The sequence below is a fragment of the Streptomyces sp. NPDC102259 genome (assembly GCF_044766465.1).
Taxonomy (GTDB): domain Bacteria; phylum Actinomycetota; class Actinomycetes; order Streptomycetales; family Streptomycetaceae; genus Streptomyces.
Map to the genome: position 1 here is coordinate 16,295 of NZ_JBIWMA010000009.1, position 14,892 is coordinate 31,186.

Consider the following 14,892-nt stretch of genomic DNA (forward strand, 5'->3'; position numbering starts at 1 on the left):
GCCGCGCCCCAACAGGTGCACACCGAGCACCCGGCCGGATGCGGTACGTTGGGGAACACACAAAGGGTCGTAGCTCAATTGGTAGAGCACTGGTCTCCAAAACCAGCGGTTGGGGGTTCAAGTCCCTCCGGCCCTGCTACACACTCCTTCATCAGGACGTGTGCGCAGCGCATGTACGTACAGCAATGCACCGCCGTGCGGCTCAGACCGGGCGCGGCACGGCCACGACCCGGGAACAGGTGAGGACGAATGGCGGATGCCGTGGGCTCCATCGACACGCCTGATGCCCAGGACGAGTTGCCTGAGGCGCAGAAGAAGTCCCGCAAGGGCGGCAAGCGCGCCAAGAAGGGCCCGCTGAAGCGTCTCGCGCTCTTCTATCGCCAGATCGTCGCCGAGCTCCGCAAGGTCGTATGGCCCACGCGGAGTCAGCTGACGACGTACACGACCGTGGTGATCGTCTTCGTCGTCATCATGATCGGCCTGGTGACCGTGATTGACTATGGACTCAGCCACGCCGCCAAGTACGTTTTTGGCTGAGCCTAGTGCGAAGGGCGCCGAGGTATCCGGCGCCCCTTTCGCATGTTCCACCCCTATGTATCCAGGAAGAAGCAGCCACCGTGTCTGACCAGAACCTGAACGACGCCATCGAGCCGGACGAGTCCGTGGACGACGAGCTCGACATCGTCGAGGGCGCGGACGAGGTGGACGAGTTCGAGGCTGCCGAGGCCGAAGCGGGCGAACCCGCGGAGGAAGCCGCACTCCACGTCGAGGACGAGGAAGCCGACGAGGCCGTCGAGGATGAGGACGTCGTCGACGACGCCGAGGCTGAGGTTGAGGCCGACGCCGAGGAAGAAGCGCCGGCCGAGCCCGTCGACCCCGTTGTCGCCCTGCGCGAGGAGCTGCGCACCCTCCCCGGCGAGTGGTACGTCATCCACACGTACGCCGGCTACGAGAACCGCGTGAAGACCAACCTGGAGCAGCGCGCCGTCTCGCTGAACGTCGAGGACTACATCTTCGCGGCCGAGGTGCCGCAGGAAGAGGTCGTCCAGATCAAGAACGGCGACCGCAAGACCATCCGTCAGAACAAGCTCCCCGGCTACGTGCTGGTGCGCATGGACCTGACGAACGAGTCCTGGGGCGTCGTCCGCAACACTCCCGGCGTCACCGGCTTCGTGGGCAACGCGTACGACCCGTACCCGCTGACCCTGGACGAGATCGTCAAGATGCTCGCTCCGGAGGCCGAGGAGAAGGCCGCGCGTGAGGCCGCCGAGGCCGAGGGCAAGCCGGCTCCGGCCCGCAAGGTCGAGGTCCAGGTGCTCGACTTCGAGGTGGGCGACTCGGTCACCGTCACCGACGGTCCGTTCGCCACGCTCCAGGCCACGATCAACGAGATCAACGCCGACTCGAAGAAGGTCAAGGGCCTTGTCGAGATCTTCGGTCGCGAGACCCCGGTCGAGCTGAGCTTCGACCAGATCCAGAAGAACTAGCCTTCTCTGGAGCACAAGCCTCCGATCAGGTCAGACCACGCTCTCACTGAGGGCACCTCCCGCTCGCGGGGGACGGTCTGACCTGCTCGGTTTTTGGCCGCGCACAGATACCCGTTATCGTTGTGCGGTATGCCTCCATTCGCATCTTCATCACGGATGGGGCAGCCGTCCGGGGAGACTCGGACGTAGGAAGGCGAAAACGAAAGAGGACCCGGAATGCCTCCCAAGAAGAAGAAGGTCACGGGGCTCATCAAGCTCCAGATCAACGCTGGTGCGGCTAACCCCGCCCCGCCGGTCGGCCCCGCGCTCGGCCAGCACGGCGTCAACATCATGGAGTTCTGCAAGGCCTACAACGCCGCGACCGAGTCGCAGCGTGGCTGGGTGATCCCGGTGGAGATCACGGTCTACGAGGACCGCTCCTTCACCTTCATCACCAAGACGCCGCCGGCCGCGAAGATGATCCTCAAGGCCGCTGGTGTCGAGAAGGGCTCGGGCGAGCCGCACAAGACCAAGGTCGCCAAGATCACCGAGGCGCAGGTCCGTGAGATCGCCACGACCAAGCTTCCCGACCTGAACGCCAACGACCTGGACGCCGCGTCGAAGATCATCGCCGGCACCGCCCGTTCCATGGGCATCACGGTCGAGGGCTGATCCCCAGCCCCGTAGCACCTTCGTAGCACCGTGGGAGGGCCTGCTCGGCCCGTACCACGACTCCTCAGAACACATCAGGAGCAGTAGTGAGCAAGCGCAGCAAGTCCCTCCGCGCTGCGGACGCCAAGGTCGACCGGGAGAAGCTCTACGCCCCGCTCGAGGCCGTCCGTCTCGCCAAGGAGACCTCCACCAGCAAGTACGACGGCACCGTCGAGGTCGCCTTCCGCCTGGGTGTCGACCCGCGCAAGGCCGACCAGATGGTCCGTGGCACCGTGAACCTGCCGCACGGCACCGGCAAGACCGCCCGGGTCCTGGTCTTCGCGACCGGTGACCGTGCTGCGGCCGCGGAGGCCGCGGGCGCCGACATCGTCGGCTCCGACGAACTGATCGACGAGGTCGCGAAGGGCCGTCTGGACTTCGACGCCGTCGTCGCCACCCCGGACCTCATGGGCAAGGTCGGCCGCCTCGGCCGTGTGCTCGGTCCGCGTGGTCTGATGCCGAACCCGAAGACCGGCACGGTCACCCCCGACGTGGCCAAGGCCGTCACGGAGATCAAGGGCGGCAAGATCGAGTTCCGCGTCGACAAGCACTCGAACCTGCACTTCATCATCGGCAAGGTGTCCTTCGACGACACGAAGCTGGTGGAGAACTACGGCGCGGCCCTGGAGGAGATCCTCCGTCTGAAGCCGTCCGCCGCCAAGGGTCGTTACATCAAGAAGGCCGCGATCAGCTCCACGATCGGCCCCGGCATCCTGGTGGACCCGAACCGCACCCGCAACCTTCTCGTCGAGGAGGACCCGGCCGCGGTCTGAGCCCCACAGCTCACCCTCAGTCGGTGACGAGCCCCGCAACCTTTCGAGGTGCGGGGCTCGTCCCTTTTGCCGTACGTCTCTTTTTCGTACGACTGTCAGTGCTGTGCGTTAGCGTTCAGTGACAGGAATCCATGGGGGTGGGACGAATGAAGTGCACGACCCTGCGCCGTGCGGGCCTCTCGGTCGCCGCGGCGGCCCTGCTGACGGGCGTGACGGCCTGTAGCGGTGGCTCCAACGGTTCCAGCGGTTCCGACGGTTTCGGCGGCTCCGAGAAGAGCGGGGACAGCAGTCCCCGGCTCAGCCCCGTCGCGGCCCTGCGCACCGCCGAGAAGTCGACCGACGGCGCCGACTCCGCGAAGGTCGAGTCGACCACGACCATGGGCTCGGTGATGTCGATGACCGCCGACGGCGCCCTCGGCTGGGGGGACGGGCTCACCGGCACCCTCACCATCACGTACACCGGCGGGACCATGGCCGACACCATGCGCCAGATGGGCACCACGTCGATGGAGGCCCGCTACCTGCCCGACGCCTACTACGCCAGGATGGGCGACACCTTCGCCGAGCAGGCCGGCGGCAAGCACTGGATCAGATACGCGTACGACGACCTGGAGAGCCTCGGCGGCAGCTCCGGCGCGTATCTGAAGGACCAGATGCAGAACACCACCCCGAACCAGTCGGTGAAGCTGCTGCTGGCCTCCGGGGACGTGCGGGAGGTCGGCGAGGAGAAGGTGCGGGGACAGCGAACCAGGCACTACTCGGGGACGGTCGAGGTGGCGGACCTCGCCGAGAAGAACTCCAACCTCAGCCAGAGCCAGCTCGACGACCTGAGGAAGACGCTGGAGCAGGCCGGCGTCACCACCGAGACGGTCGACATCTGGGTCGACGACCGGGATCTGCTGGTCAAGAAGGTCGAGAAGGGCGAGACCACGGCAGGCGCCTACAACCAGACCGCGTACTACACCGACTACGGCACCGAGGTCTCCGCCGAGGTGCCTCCGGCGAGCGACACCGCGGACTTCTCCGAGCTGGTGAAGCAGCAGGGGGCGGGTACCGGCTCGTAATTCACGGGACCTCCGCCGAGCCCCTGGGATACCTTCGCGGTCTTGCTGTGAATCGACCGTGTGTTCGCTGTATCGGGTTCTGGGGGAAGTTGGATGAGGTTTTCCGTGGGTGTCCTCGGGCTGTCCGCGCTGCTCGTCGCCGGGTGTGCGGCGGCGGGCGGCACGGAGGGCGGGGGCGGCTCCGCCGCCGAGGCCGCCGTCACCCGGGCCGCGGAGAAGGCGGAGCAGGCCGTGTCCCTGCGCTACCGCATGACCGGCCGGACGCCGGAGGAGGGCCGTATCAAGGCCGAGGCCGCGATCGGCACCGCGCCGCCGGTCATGAGCCTGAAGTCCACCGTGCTCACCGGGCCCGAGCAGGGCACGGGTGAGTTCCGGCTGGTCGGCGGGGTGCTGTACGTGGGCTCCGACGAAGCCGGCGAGGACGGCAAGCACTGGATCAAGTTCGGGGCGCCGGGCAGCTCCGACACCCCCAGCGGGATCAAGGTCGACACCGGCACGATGGTCGACCGGGTCCGGGACAACCCCTCCCACGAGGGCGGCTTCCTCGCCGCGGCCGACGACCTGAAGAAGGTCGGCTCCGAGACCGTCGACGGCGTCGGCACCACCCACTACACGGGCACGGCCACCGTCGACGACATCCGCGCCTCCTACGAGGACGAGGACAAGAGCGTCCGGCAGCGGACCGAGAGGAGCCTCGCCCAGTACGAGAAGCAGGGTGTCGACGAACTCACCATGGACCTGTGGGTGGACGCCGAGGACCGCACGCGGCAGCTGCGGGTGCAGGGCTTCGGGCGGCACGGCGAGCTCGACCTGACCATCACGTTCCTCGACTTCGGCAAGCCCGTGACGGTGAAGGCGCCGCCCGCCTCGGACACCCTGGACATGGCCGAGGAGCTGAAGAAGGCCCGGGACTGAGGTCCGCACCGGCCCCGTACGGGCGGATTTGCTTGACGGCGCCCCGTTCACGTACTCTCCTCGAGAAGCCAAAGACCGCTGGTCGTTGCCGTGCTCTCGCAAGAGGGGGCGGTGGCCGAAGGATCCGCTGCAATGCGGACGACCCGCGCAGGTGTCAGTGGATACGCTCCCGGACGGAAATCCTCCCACGGAATTCATTCGGTCGAGTTACGCCCCGTGCGCCTGCGCCGGGGCGTTTCGTTTGTCCCAGCCCCTTCTGAGCGGTCCTCATCACCCGGAAGGAGGCCGACGCTCTATGGCAAGGCCCGACAAGGCTGCCGCGGTAGCCGAGCTGACGGACGCGTTCCGCAGCTCGAACGCCGCCGTGCTGACCGAGTACCGGGGTCTCACCGTGGCGCAGCTCAAGACGCTGCGTCGTTCGCTCGGTGAGAACGCCCAGTACGCCGTGGTGAAGAACACGCTGACCAAGATTGCGGCCAACGAGGCCGGGATCACGACGCTCGACGACCTGTTCAATGGTCCGACGGCAGTCGCCTTCATCACCGGTGACCCGGTGGAGTCGGCGAAGGGTCTTCGTGACTTCGCCAAGGACAACCCGAACCTCGTCATCAAGGGCGGTGTCCTTGACGGCAAGGCGCTGTCCGCCGACGAGATCAAGAAGCTTGCGGACCTCGAGTCCCGCGAGGTTCTGCTCTCCAAGCTGGCGGGTGCCTTCAAGGGCAAGCAGACTCAGGCTGCGCAGCTCTTCCAGGCGCTTCCCTCGAAGTTCGTCCGCACCGTGGACGCCCTTCGCGCCAAGCAGGACGAGCAGGGCGGTGCCGAGTAACTCGGCTCGCACTTTGACCGCTGCCTGACGCAGCGGTCGACGCGGGCCGAACGTACGCCCGCCGACATGTACATCCGGCACCTGCCGAATTGAATGGAAGGATCGCCCACCATGGCGACGAAGCTGTCCCAGGAAGAGCTGCTCGAGCAGTTCGAGTCCCTCACCCTCATCGAGCTCTCCGAGTTCGTGAAGGCGTTCGAGGAGAAGTTCGACGTCACCGCCGCCGCGGCCGTCGCCGTTGCCGGTCCGGCCGGTCCGGCCGCCGCCGCCGAGGCTGTCGAGGAGCAGGACGAGTTCGACGTCGTCCTCACCGGCGCCGGCGAGAAGAAGATCCAGGTCATCAAGGTCGTGCGCGAGCTGACCTCCCTGGGTCTGAAGGAGGCCAAGGACCTCGTCGACGGCGCTCCGAAGCCCGTCCTCGAGAAGGTCGCCAAGGAGGCCGCCGAGAAGGCTGCCGAGTCCCTCAAGGCTGCCGGCGCCTCCGTCGAGGTCAAGTAACACCTCCCGGTCGGCGACGACCGGACGCGAAGGCTGAATCAGTCCCTCCGGGGCTGTAACGCTCACGCACCGAAGAGCGATCATCCATCTGGGTGGTCGCTCTTCGGCGTTCCTGGGAGCGCGGCCACGGTTGCCTCACACCCGCTTGACCGGGGGGTATGGTGATCTTCATTGTGTCTCCGGCGCCCGAGTTCGCGCAGGGGGGCCTTGACGAACCGCACGCAGCGCGCAATTCTCAGGACGCGTCGTCACAAGGATCCGAATCCGAGGCATGGATCGACGGCGGAGAGGGCAGTATCACCGTGCGTTGAGGACTAGCAGACCGAGGGCGTTGAGAACTACGAGGGTCTCGAAAAACCCGCACTGGACATCAGTGTGCCAAGTGGCTACACTGACCCTTTGCGCTGCCTGTTAGCTGTTCCCTGCCCGTCACCAGGGGCATGCCCTCACTTGAGCCCGGACGACCAGACAATCCCTCACCTGGGATTTCTGTCTCTGTGCCCAGGAGGGGAGCCGGTACGCGCGTAGTGAGTCCGAGCCCTCGGAAGGACCCCCTCTTGGCCGCCTCGCGCAACGCCTCGATCGCGAATACGAACAACGCCGCCAGCACCGCCCCGCTGCGCATCTCCTTTGCAAAGATCAGGGAGCCCCTCGAGGTTCCGAACCTTCTCGCGCTGCAGACCGAGAGCTTTGACTGGCTGCTCGGCAACGACGCATGGAAGGGTCGCGTCGAGGCCGCTCTGGAGTCCGGTCAGGACGTCCCCACCAAGTCCGGTCTGGAAGAGATCTTCGAGGAGATCTCCCCGATCGAGGACTTCTCCGGGTCGATGTCGCTGACCTTCCGCGACCACCGTTTCGAGCCTCCGAAGAACAGCATCGACGAGTGCAAGGACCGCGACTTCACGTACGCGGCCCCGCTCTTCGTGACGGCCGAGTTCACCAACAATGAGACCGGCGAGATCAAGTCCCAGACGGTCTTCATGGGCGACTTCCCGCTCATGACCAACAAGGGCACCTTCGTCATCAACGGCACCGAGCGTGTCGTGGTGTCGCAGCTGGTCCGTTCGCCGGGCGTCTACTTCGACTCCTCGATCGACAAGACGTCCGACAAGGACATCTTCTCCGCCAAGGTCATCCCCTCCCGGGGCGCCTGGCTGGAGCTCGAGATCGACAAGCGCGACATGGTCGGTGTGCGCATCGACCGCAAGCGCAAGCAGTCCGTCACCGTCCTTCTGAAGGCTCTCGGCTGGACCACCGAGCAGATCCTCGAGGAGTTCGGCGAGTACGAGTCCATGCGCGCCACCCTGGAGAAGGACCACACCCAGGGCCAGGACGACGCGCTGCTGGACATCTACCGCAAGCTGCGTCCGGGCGAGCCGCCCACGCGTGAGGCCGCGCAGACGCTGCTCGAGAACCTCTACTTCAACCCCAAGCGCTACGACCTGGCCAAGGTCGGCCGCTACAAGGTCAACAAGAAGCTCGGCGGCGAGGCCCCGCTCAACGCGGGTGTCCTGACCGTCGAGGATGTCATCGCGACCATCAAGTACCTGGTCAAGCTGCACGCCGGGGAGACCGAGACGGTCGGCGAGTCCGGTCGCTCGATCATGGTCGAGACCGACGACATCGACCACTTCGGCAACCGTCGTATCCGCAGCGTCGGCGAGCTCATCCAGAACCAGGTCCGTACGGGTCTGGCTCGTATGGAGCGCGTCGTGCGTGAGCGCATGACGACTCAGGACGTCGAGGCGATCACGCCGCAGACCCTGATCAACATCCGGCCGGTCGTCGCCTCCATCAAGGAGTTCTTCGGCACCAGCCAGCTGTCCCAGTTCATGGACCAGAACAACCCGCTGTCGGGTCTGACGCACAAGCGTCGTCTCAACGCCCTCGGCCCGGGTGGTCTCTCCCGTGAGCGGGCCGGCTTCGAGGTCCGTGACGTGCACCCGTCCCACTACGGACGCATGTGCCCGATCGAGACTCCCGAAGGCCCGAACATCGGTCTGATCGGTTCGCTCGCCTCCTACGGCCGCGTCAACGCGTTCGGTTTCGTGGAGACGCCGTACCGCCGGGTCACCGAGGGTGTCGTCACCGACGAGGTCGACTACCTCACGGCCGACGAAGAGGACCGGTTCGTCATCGCGCAGGCCAACGCCACGCTCGACGACGACCTGCGTTTCACCGAGAACCGCGTCCTGGTCCGCCGCCGTGGCGGAGAGGTCGACTACGTCCCCGGTGACGACGTGGACTACATGGACGTCTCGCCGCGCCAGATGGTGTCGGTCGCGACCGCCATGATCCCGTTCCTCGAGCACGACGACGCCAACCGTGCCCTCATGGGCGCGAACATGATGCGTCAGGCCGTGCCGCTCATCAAGAGCGAGGCCCCGCTCGTCGGCACCGGCATGGAGTACCGCTCCGCCGTCGACGCCGGCGACGTGGTCAGGGCCGAGAAGGACGGTGTGGTCCAGGAGGTCTCCGCGGACTACATCACCACGACCAACGACGACGGCACGTACATCACGTACCGCCTGGCCAAGTTCTCCCGCTCCAACCAGGGCACCTCGGTCAACCAGAAGGTCATCGTCAACGAGGGCGACCGGATCATCACCGGTCAGGTCCTCGCCGACGGCCCGGCCACCGAGAACGGCGAGATGGCCCTGGGCAAGAACCTGCTCGTGGCGTTCATGCCGTGGGAGGGTCACAACTACGAGGACGCGATCATCCTGTCGCAGCGCCTCGTGCAGGACGACGTCCTCTCCTCGATCCACATCGAGGAGCACGAGGTCGACGCCCGTGACACCAAGCTCGGCCCCGAGGAGATCACCCGGGACATCCCGAACGTCTCCGAGGAGGTCCTCGCCGACCTCGACGAGCGCGGCATCATCCGTATCGGTGCCGAGGTCGTCGCCGGTGACATCCTCGTCGGCAAGGTCACGCCCAAGGGTGAGACCGAGCTGACCCCGGAGGAGCGCCTGCTGCGCGCGATCTTCGGTGAGAAGGCCCGTGAGGTCCGTGACACCTCGCTGAAGGTGCCGCACGGCGAGATCGGCAAGGTCATCGGCGTCCGCGTCTTCGACCGTGAGGAAGGCGACGAGCTGCCGCCGGGCGTGAACCAGCTGGTTCGGGTCTACGTGGCGCAGAAGCGCAAGATCACGGACGGTGACAAGCTCGCCGGCCGGCACGGCAACAAGGGTGTCATCTCCAAGATCCTGCCCATCGAGGACATGCCGTTCCTCGAGGACGGGACCCCGGTCGACATCATCCTCAACCCGCTGGGTGTGCCGTCCCGAATGAACCCGGGACAGGTGCTGGAGATCCACCTCGGCTGGCTCGCCAGCCGCGGCTGGGACGTCTCCGGTCTCGGCGAGGACTGGGCCAAGCGCCTGCAGGCCATCGGTGCCGACCAGGTCTCCCCGGGTACCAACGTCGCCACCCCCGTCTTCGACGGTGCGCGTGAGGACGAGCTCGCGGGTCTGCTGAACCACACCATCCCGAACCGTGACGGCGAGCGCATGGTGCTCCCGACCGGTAAGGCCAGGATGTTCGACGGCCGCTCCGGCGAGCCGTTCCCGGAGCCGATCTCGGTCGGCTACATGTACATCCTGAAGCTGCACCACCTGGTCGACGACAAGCTGCACGCCCGCTCGACCGGTCCGTACTCGATGATCACCCAGCAGCCGCTGGGTGGTAAGGCGCAGTTCGGCGGTCAGCGCTTCGGTGAGATGGAGGTGTGGGCGCTGGAGGCTTATGGCGCCGCGTACGCCCTCCAGGAGCTGCTGACGATCAAGTCCGACGACGTCACCGGCCGCGTGAAGGTCTACGAGGCCATCGTCAAGGGCGAGAACATCCCCGAGCCCGGCATCCCCGAGTCCTTCAAGGTGCTCATCAAGGAGATGCAGTCTCTCTGCCTGAACGTGGAGGTGCTGTCCAGTGACGGTATGTCCATCGAGATGCGTGACACCGACGAGGATGTCTTCCGCGCAGCGGAGGAGCTCGGCATCGACCTGTCCCGGCGTGAGCCGAGCAGCGTCGAAGAGGTCTGACGGGAGTTCGGCAGGGCTCACGACGTTGAGCCCTGCCGGCCCCAGGACCCCCGTATCAGACCCCAAGACTTACAACCCTGAGAGGGATTGACGCATAGTGCTCGACGTCAACTTCTTCGACGAGCTCCGGATCGGTCTGGCTACCGCTGACGACATCCGTCAGTGGAGCCACGGCGAGGTCAAGAAGCCCGAGACGATCAACTACCGCACGCTCAAGCCCGAAAAGGACGGACTCTTCTGCGAGAAGATCTTCGGTCCGACCCGGGACTGGGAGTGCTACTGCGGCAAGTACAAGCGTGTCCGCTTCAAGGGCATCATCTGTGAGCGCTGCGGCGTCGAGGTGACCCGCGCCAAGGTGCGTCGTGAGCGGATGGGCCACATCGAACTGGCCGCGCCCGTCACGCACATCTGGTACTTCAAGGGTGTCCCGAGCCGTCTGGGCTACCTGCTCGACCTGGCTCCCAAGGACCTCGAGAAGGTCATCTACTTCGCGGCGTACATGATCACGTACGTCGACGACGAGCGCCGTACCCGTGACCTGCCCTCGCTGGAGGCGCACGTCTCCGTCGAGCGTCAGCAGATCGAGAACCGTCGCGACTCCGACCTCGAGGCCCGCGCCAAGAAGCTCGAGACCGACCTGGCCGAGCTCGAGGCCGAGGGCGCCAAGGCCGACGTGCGCCGCAAGGTGCGCGAAGGCGCCGAGCGCGAGATGAAGCAGCTCCGTGACCGCGCCCAGCGCGAGATCGACCGCCTCGACGAGGTGTGGGCCCGCTTCAAGAACCTCAAGGTCCAGGACCTCGAGGGCGACGAGCTGCTCTACCGCGAGCTGCGTGACCGCTTCGGCACGTACTTCGACGGTTCGATGGGTGCCGCGGCGCTGCAGAAGCGCCTGGAGTCCTTCGACCTCGACGAGGAGGCCGAGCGTCTCCGCGAGATCATCCGTACCGGCAAGGGCCAGAAGAAGACCCGTGCGCTCAAGCGCCTCAAGGTCGTCTCCGCGTTCCTGCAGACCAGCAACAGCCCCAAGGGCATGGTGCTGGACTGCGTGCCGGTCATCCCGCCGGACCTTCGCCCGATGGTGCAGCTGGACGGTGGCCGCTTCGCGACCTCCGACCTGAACGACCTGTACCGCCGTGTGATCAACCGGAACAACCGCCTGAAGCGCCTTCTCGACCTCGGTGCGCCCGAGATCATCGTGAACAACGAGAAGCGCATGCTCCAGGAGGCCGTCGACGCGCTGTTCGACAACGGCCGTCGTGGTCGTCCGGTCACCGGTCCCGGTAACCGCCCGCTGAAGTCCCTCAGCGACATGCTGAAGGGCAAGCAGGGTCGATTCCGTCAGAACCTCCTCGGCAAGCGCGTGGACTACTCCGCGCGTTCCGTGATCGTCGTCGGTCCGCAGCTGAAGCTGCACCAGTGCGGCCTGCCGAAGGCGATGGCGCTGGAGCTCTTCAAGCCGTTCGTGATGAAGCGCCTGGTCGACCTGAACCACGCGCAGAACATCAAGAGCGCCAAGCGCATGGTGGAGCGCGGCCGCACGGTCGTGTACGACGTCCTCGAAGAGGTCATCGCCGAGCACCCGGTTCTGCTGAACCGTGCGCCCACCCTGCACCGCCTCGGCATCCAGGCCTTCGAGCCGCAGCTGGTCGAGGGCAAGGCCATCCAGATCCACCCGCTCGTCTGCACCGCGTTCAACGCGGACTTCGACGGTGACCAGATGGCCGTCCACCTGCCGCTCTCCGCGGAGGCGCAGGCCGAGGCCCGCATCCTGATGCTGTCCTCGAACAACATCCTGAAGCCCGCCGACGGCCGTCCGGTGACGATGCCGACCCAGGACATGGTCCTCGGTCTGTTCTTCCTCACCACCGACGGTGAACTGCGTGACGTCAAGGGCGAGGGCCGCGCGTTCGGCTCCACGGCCGAGGCGACCATGGCGTTCGACAACGGCGAGCTCGCGCTGCAGTCGGCGATCGACATCCGCTTCCCGGTGGGCACCATCCCGCCGCGCGGCTGGACCCCGCCGGCCCGCGAAGAGGGCGAGCCGGAGTGGCAGCAGGGGGACACCTTCCGCCTGCGCACCACCCTGGGCCGCGCGCTCTTCAACGAGCTGCTGCCCGAGGACTACCCGTTCGTCGACTACTCGGTGGGCAAGAAGCAGCTCGGCGAGATCGTCAACGACCTCGCTGAGCGCTACCCCAAGGTCATCGTGGCGGCGACGCTCGACAACCTGAAGGCGGCCGGCTTCTACTGGGGCACCCGCTCCGGTGTCACCGTGGCCATCTCCGACGTCGTCGTGCCCGAGGCCAAGAAGGCCATCGTCAAGGGCTACGAGGAGCTGGACGAGAAGGTCCAGAAGCAGTACGAGCGCGGTCTGATCACCAAGGAAGAGCGCACGCAGGAGCTCATCGCGATCTGGACCAAGGCGACCAACGAGGTCGCCGAGGCGATGAACGCGAACTTCCCCAAGACGAACCCCATCTTCATGATGGTTGACTCGGGTGCCCGAGGAAACATGATGCAGATGCGGCAGATCGCCGGTATGCGTGGTCTGGTGTCGAACGCGAAGAACGAGACCATCCCGCGTCCGATCAAGGCCTCGTTCCGTGAGGGCCTGTCCGTCCTCGAGTACTTCATCTCGACGCACGGTGCCCGTAAGGGTCTGGCCGACACCGCCCTGCGTACCGCCGACTCGGGTTACCTGACCCGTCGTCTGGTGGACGTCTCGCAGGACGTCATCATCCGCGAGGAGGACTGCGGCACCGAGCGCGGTCTGAAGCTGCGGATCGCCTCGCACGACGAGGCCGGCGTGCTGCGCAAGGCCGAGGACGTCGAGACCAGCGTCTACGCCCGCATGCTCGCCGAGGACGTCGTCATCGACGGCAAGGTGATCGCGCCGGCCAACGTGGACCTGGGCGACGTGCTCATCGACCAGCTCGTGCGTCACGGTGTCGAGGAGGTCAAGACCCGTTCGATCCTGACCTGTGAGTCCCAGGTCGGCACCTGCGCCATGTGCTACGGCCGCTCGCTGGCCACCGGCAAGCTGGTCGACATCGGTGAAGCGGTCGGCATCATCGCCGCCCAGTCCATCGGTGAGCCCGGTACCCAGCTGACGATGCGTACCTTCCACACCGGTGGTGTGGCCGGTGACGACATCACCCAGGGTCTGCCGCGTGTCGTCGAGCTCTTCGAGGCCCGTACCCCGAAGGGTGTCGCCCCGATCTCCGAGGCCCAGGGCCGCGTGCGGATCGAGGAGACCGAGAAGACCAAGAAGATCGTCATCACGCCGGACGACGGCAGCGACGAGACGGCGTTCCCGATCTCGAAGCGTGCCCGTCTTCTGGTCAGCGAGGGCGAGCACGTCGAGGTGGGCCAGAAGCTCACCGTGGGTGCCACCAACCCGCACGACGTGCTGCGCATCCTGGGTCAGCGTGCCGTCCAGGTCCACCTGGTCGGCGAGGTCCAGAAGGTCTACAACTCGCAGGGTGTGTCGATCCACGACAAGCACATCGAGATCATCATCCGGCAGATGCTGCGCCGGGTGACGATCATCGAGTCCGGCGACGCCGAGCTGCTGCCCGGCGAGCTCGTCGAGCGCTCGAAGTTCGAGGTCGAGAACCGTCGTGTGGTGCAGGAGGGCGGTCACCCGGCCTCCGGTCGTCCGCAGCTCATGGGTATCACCAAGGCCTCGCTGGCCACGGAGTCCTGGCTGTCGGCGGCGTCCTTCCAGGAGACGACCAGGGTGCTGACGGACGCGGCGATCAACGCCAAGTCCGACTCCCTGATCGGCCTCAAGGAGAACGTCATCATCGGTAAGCTCATCCCGGCCGGTACGGGTCTGTCCCGCTACCGCAACATCCGGGTCGAGCCGACCGAGGAGGCCAAGGCCGCGATGTACTCGGCCGTCGGCTACGACGACATCGACTACTCGCCGTTCGGCACGGGCTCCGGCCAGGCCGTTCCGCTGGAGGACTACGACTACGGTCCGTACAACCAGTAAGGCGTACGTCTGAAGTACTGAAGGGCGGTCACCCCGTTGCGCACGGGGTGGCCGCCCTTCGGCATGTGCGGGGATCCGGTCTAGCGGCCGGTCGTCTCCCAGGCGGTGACGGCGACCGTCGCCAGGGCGGCCAGGGCGCCGATGCTGGCGAGCGGCCAGCGGGAGCGTTCCAGGGCGTCGAGGCGCTGTTCGTGGTCGGCGATCTGTTTGTCGGTCTGGTCGCTGCGCTGGACCAGCAGGGCGAGCGAGCCGTCGACACGGGCGAAGCCGGCCTCGACGGTGCCGCGCAGCCGCTCCAGTTCCAGGGCCACGGCGGCCGGGTCGGAGAAGGGTTCGTTCACGCGTCGCTCGATTCGCTGGGCTTTCCGCCGGCCGGGGTGTCCGTGCGCAGCCATGTGGGCAGCAGGGCCTGCACGGCGGGCAGGGCCATGGCCCTGGTCACACCGGCGGCGGCGGTGAGAGCTGCGGCGACCCAGGGCAGGGTGCCCGGGAGGCCGGCGGTGTCGACGGCCGTGGGCAGCAGGACGCACAGGCCGACAGCGGTCTGGAGAACGGTACGGAGGGTGCGCTTGGCGGCCTCTGACATCGGGATCCTCGAT

The 14,892-nt window shown here is 66.5% G+C and carries 12 protein-coding genes and 1 tRNA gene; 11 read left to right on the plus strand and 2 right to left on the minus strand.

The window, feature by feature from the left end:
* Positions 1-63: 63 nt before the first annotated feature.
* The 11 genes from ACIRPU_RS21530 to ACIRPU_RS21580 all read left to right on the plus strand — a co-directional run bounded on the left by ACIRPU_RS21530 (position 64) and on the right by ACIRPU_RS21580 (position 14,293).
* Positions 64-136 (plus strand) — tRNA-Trp (locus ACIRPU_RS21530).
* Between the two features lie 113 nt (positions 137-249).
* A complete protein-coding gene (gene secE, locus ACIRPU_RS21535; RefSeq protein WP_355705243.1) occupies positions 250-537 on the plus strand; it encodes a preprotein translocase subunit SecE in 288 nt (95 codons plus the stop codon).
* Between the two features lie 80 nt (positions 538-617).
* Complete coding sequence (gene nusG, locus ACIRPU_RS21540; protein ID WP_403869569.1) at positions 618-1,487, plus strand: transcription termination/antitermination protein NusG; 870 nt, start codon at positions 618-620, stop codon at positions 1,485-1,487.
* 216 nt (positions 1,488-1,703) lie between these two features.
* On the plus strand, positions 1,704-2,138 hold the full coding sequence (gene rplK, locus ACIRPU_RS21545; protein ID WP_020132675.1) for a 50S ribosomal protein L11: 435 nt from the start codon (positions 1,704-1,706) through the stop codon (positions 2,136-2,138).
* 86 nt (positions 2,139-2,224) lie between these two features.
* Positions 2,225-2,950 (plus strand): 50S ribosomal protein L1, encoded by a 726-nt coding sequence (gene rplA / locus ACIRPU_RS21550; RefSeq protein WP_171398899.1) that lies wholly within the window; start codon positions 2,225-2,227, stop codon positions 2,948-2,950.
* Positions 2,951-3,096: 146 nt separating this feature from the next.
* Entirely contained in the window at positions 3,097-4,014 is a 918-nt protein-coding gene (locus tag ACIRPU_RS21555) for a hypothetical protein (protein WP_403869572.1), read from the plus strand.
* Positions 4,015-4,107: 93 nt separating this feature from the next.
* Entirely contained in the window at positions 4,108-4,929 is an 822-nt protein-coding gene (locus tag ACIRPU_RS21560; protein ID WP_403869575.1) for an LppX_LprAFG lipoprotein, read from the plus strand.
* A gap of 295 nt (positions 4,930-5,224) precedes the next feature.
* The gene (gene rplJ, locus ACIRPU_RS21565; RefSeq protein WP_355705247.1) at positions 5,225-5,755 is read left to right on the plus strand and encodes a 50S ribosomal protein L10; all 531 of its coding nucleotides are present in this window, start codon (positions 5,225-5,227) and stop codon (positions 5,753-5,755) included.
* Positions 5,756-5,866: 111 nt separating this feature from the next.
* A complete protein-coding gene (gene rplL, locus ACIRPU_RS21570; protein ID WP_355705248.1) occupies positions 5,867-6,253 on the plus strand; it encodes a 50S ribosomal protein L7/L12 in 387 nt (128 codons plus the stop codon).
* A gap of 557 nt (positions 6,254-6,810) precedes the next feature.
* Complete coding sequence (gene rpoB, locus ACIRPU_RS21575) at positions 6,811-10,296, plus strand: DNA-directed RNA polymerase subunit beta (RefSeq protein WP_384110718.1); 3,486 nt, start codon at positions 6,811-6,813, stop codon at positions 10,294-10,296.
* 97 nt (positions 10,297-10,393) lie between these two features.
* Positions 10,394-14,293, plus strand: a complete 3,900-nt coding sequence (locus ACIRPU_RS21580; protein WP_355705250.1) for a DNA-directed RNA polymerase subunit beta' — start codon at positions 10,394-10,396, stop codon at positions 14,291-14,293.
* 80 nt (positions 14,294-14,373) lie between these two features.
* Here ACIRPU_RS21580 and ACIRPU_RS21585 read toward each other — a convergent pair whose 3' ends face one another.
* Positions 14,374-14,634 (minus strand): hypothetical protein, encoded by a 261-nt coding sequence (locus ACIRPU_RS21585; protein WP_403869580.1) that lies wholly within the window; start codon positions 14,632-14,634, stop codon positions 14,374-14,376.
* Entirely contained in the window at positions 14,631-14,879 is a 249-nt protein-coding gene (locus ACIRPU_RS21590; RefSeq protein ID WP_403869583.1) for a hypothetical protein, read from the minus strand. The genes ACIRPU_RS21585 and ACIRPU_RS21590 overlap by 4 nt, the downstream gene beginning before the upstream one ends.
* Between the last annotated feature and the right edge of the window lie 13 nt (positions 14,880-14,892).

What these genes read in the sequence shown, in the direction of transcription:
- secE (WP_355705243.1), top strand. Translation starts at nt 250, where the DNA reads ATGGCGGATGCCGTGGGCTCCATCGACACGCCTGATGCCCAGGACGAG.
- rplK (WP_020132675.1), top strand. Translation starts at nt 1,704, where the DNA reads ATGCCTCCCAAGAAGAAGAAGGTCACGGGGCTCATCAAGCTCCAGATC.
- ACIRPU_RS21555 (WP_403869572.1), top strand. Translation starts at nt 3,097, where the DNA reads ATGAAGTGCACGACCCTGCGCCGTGCGGGCCTCTCGGTCGCCGCGGCG.
- ACIRPU_RS21560 (WP_403869575.1), top strand. Translation starts at nt 4,108, where the DNA reads ATGAGGTTTTCCGTGGGTGTCCTCGGGCTGTCCGCGCTGCTCGTCGCC.
- rplJ (WP_355705247.1), top strand. Translation starts at nt 5,225, where the DNA reads ATGGCAAGGCCCGACAAGGCTGCCGCGGTAGCCGAGCTGACGGACGCG.
- rplL (WP_355705248.1), top strand. Translation starts at nt 5,867, where the DNA reads ATGGCGACGAAGCTGTCCCAGGAAGAGCTGCTCGAGCAGTTCGAGTCC.
- ACIRPU_RS21590 (WP_403869583.1), bottom strand. Translation starts at nt 14,879, where the DNA reads ATGTCAGAGGCCGCCAAGCGCACCCTCCGTACCGTTCTCCAGACCGCT.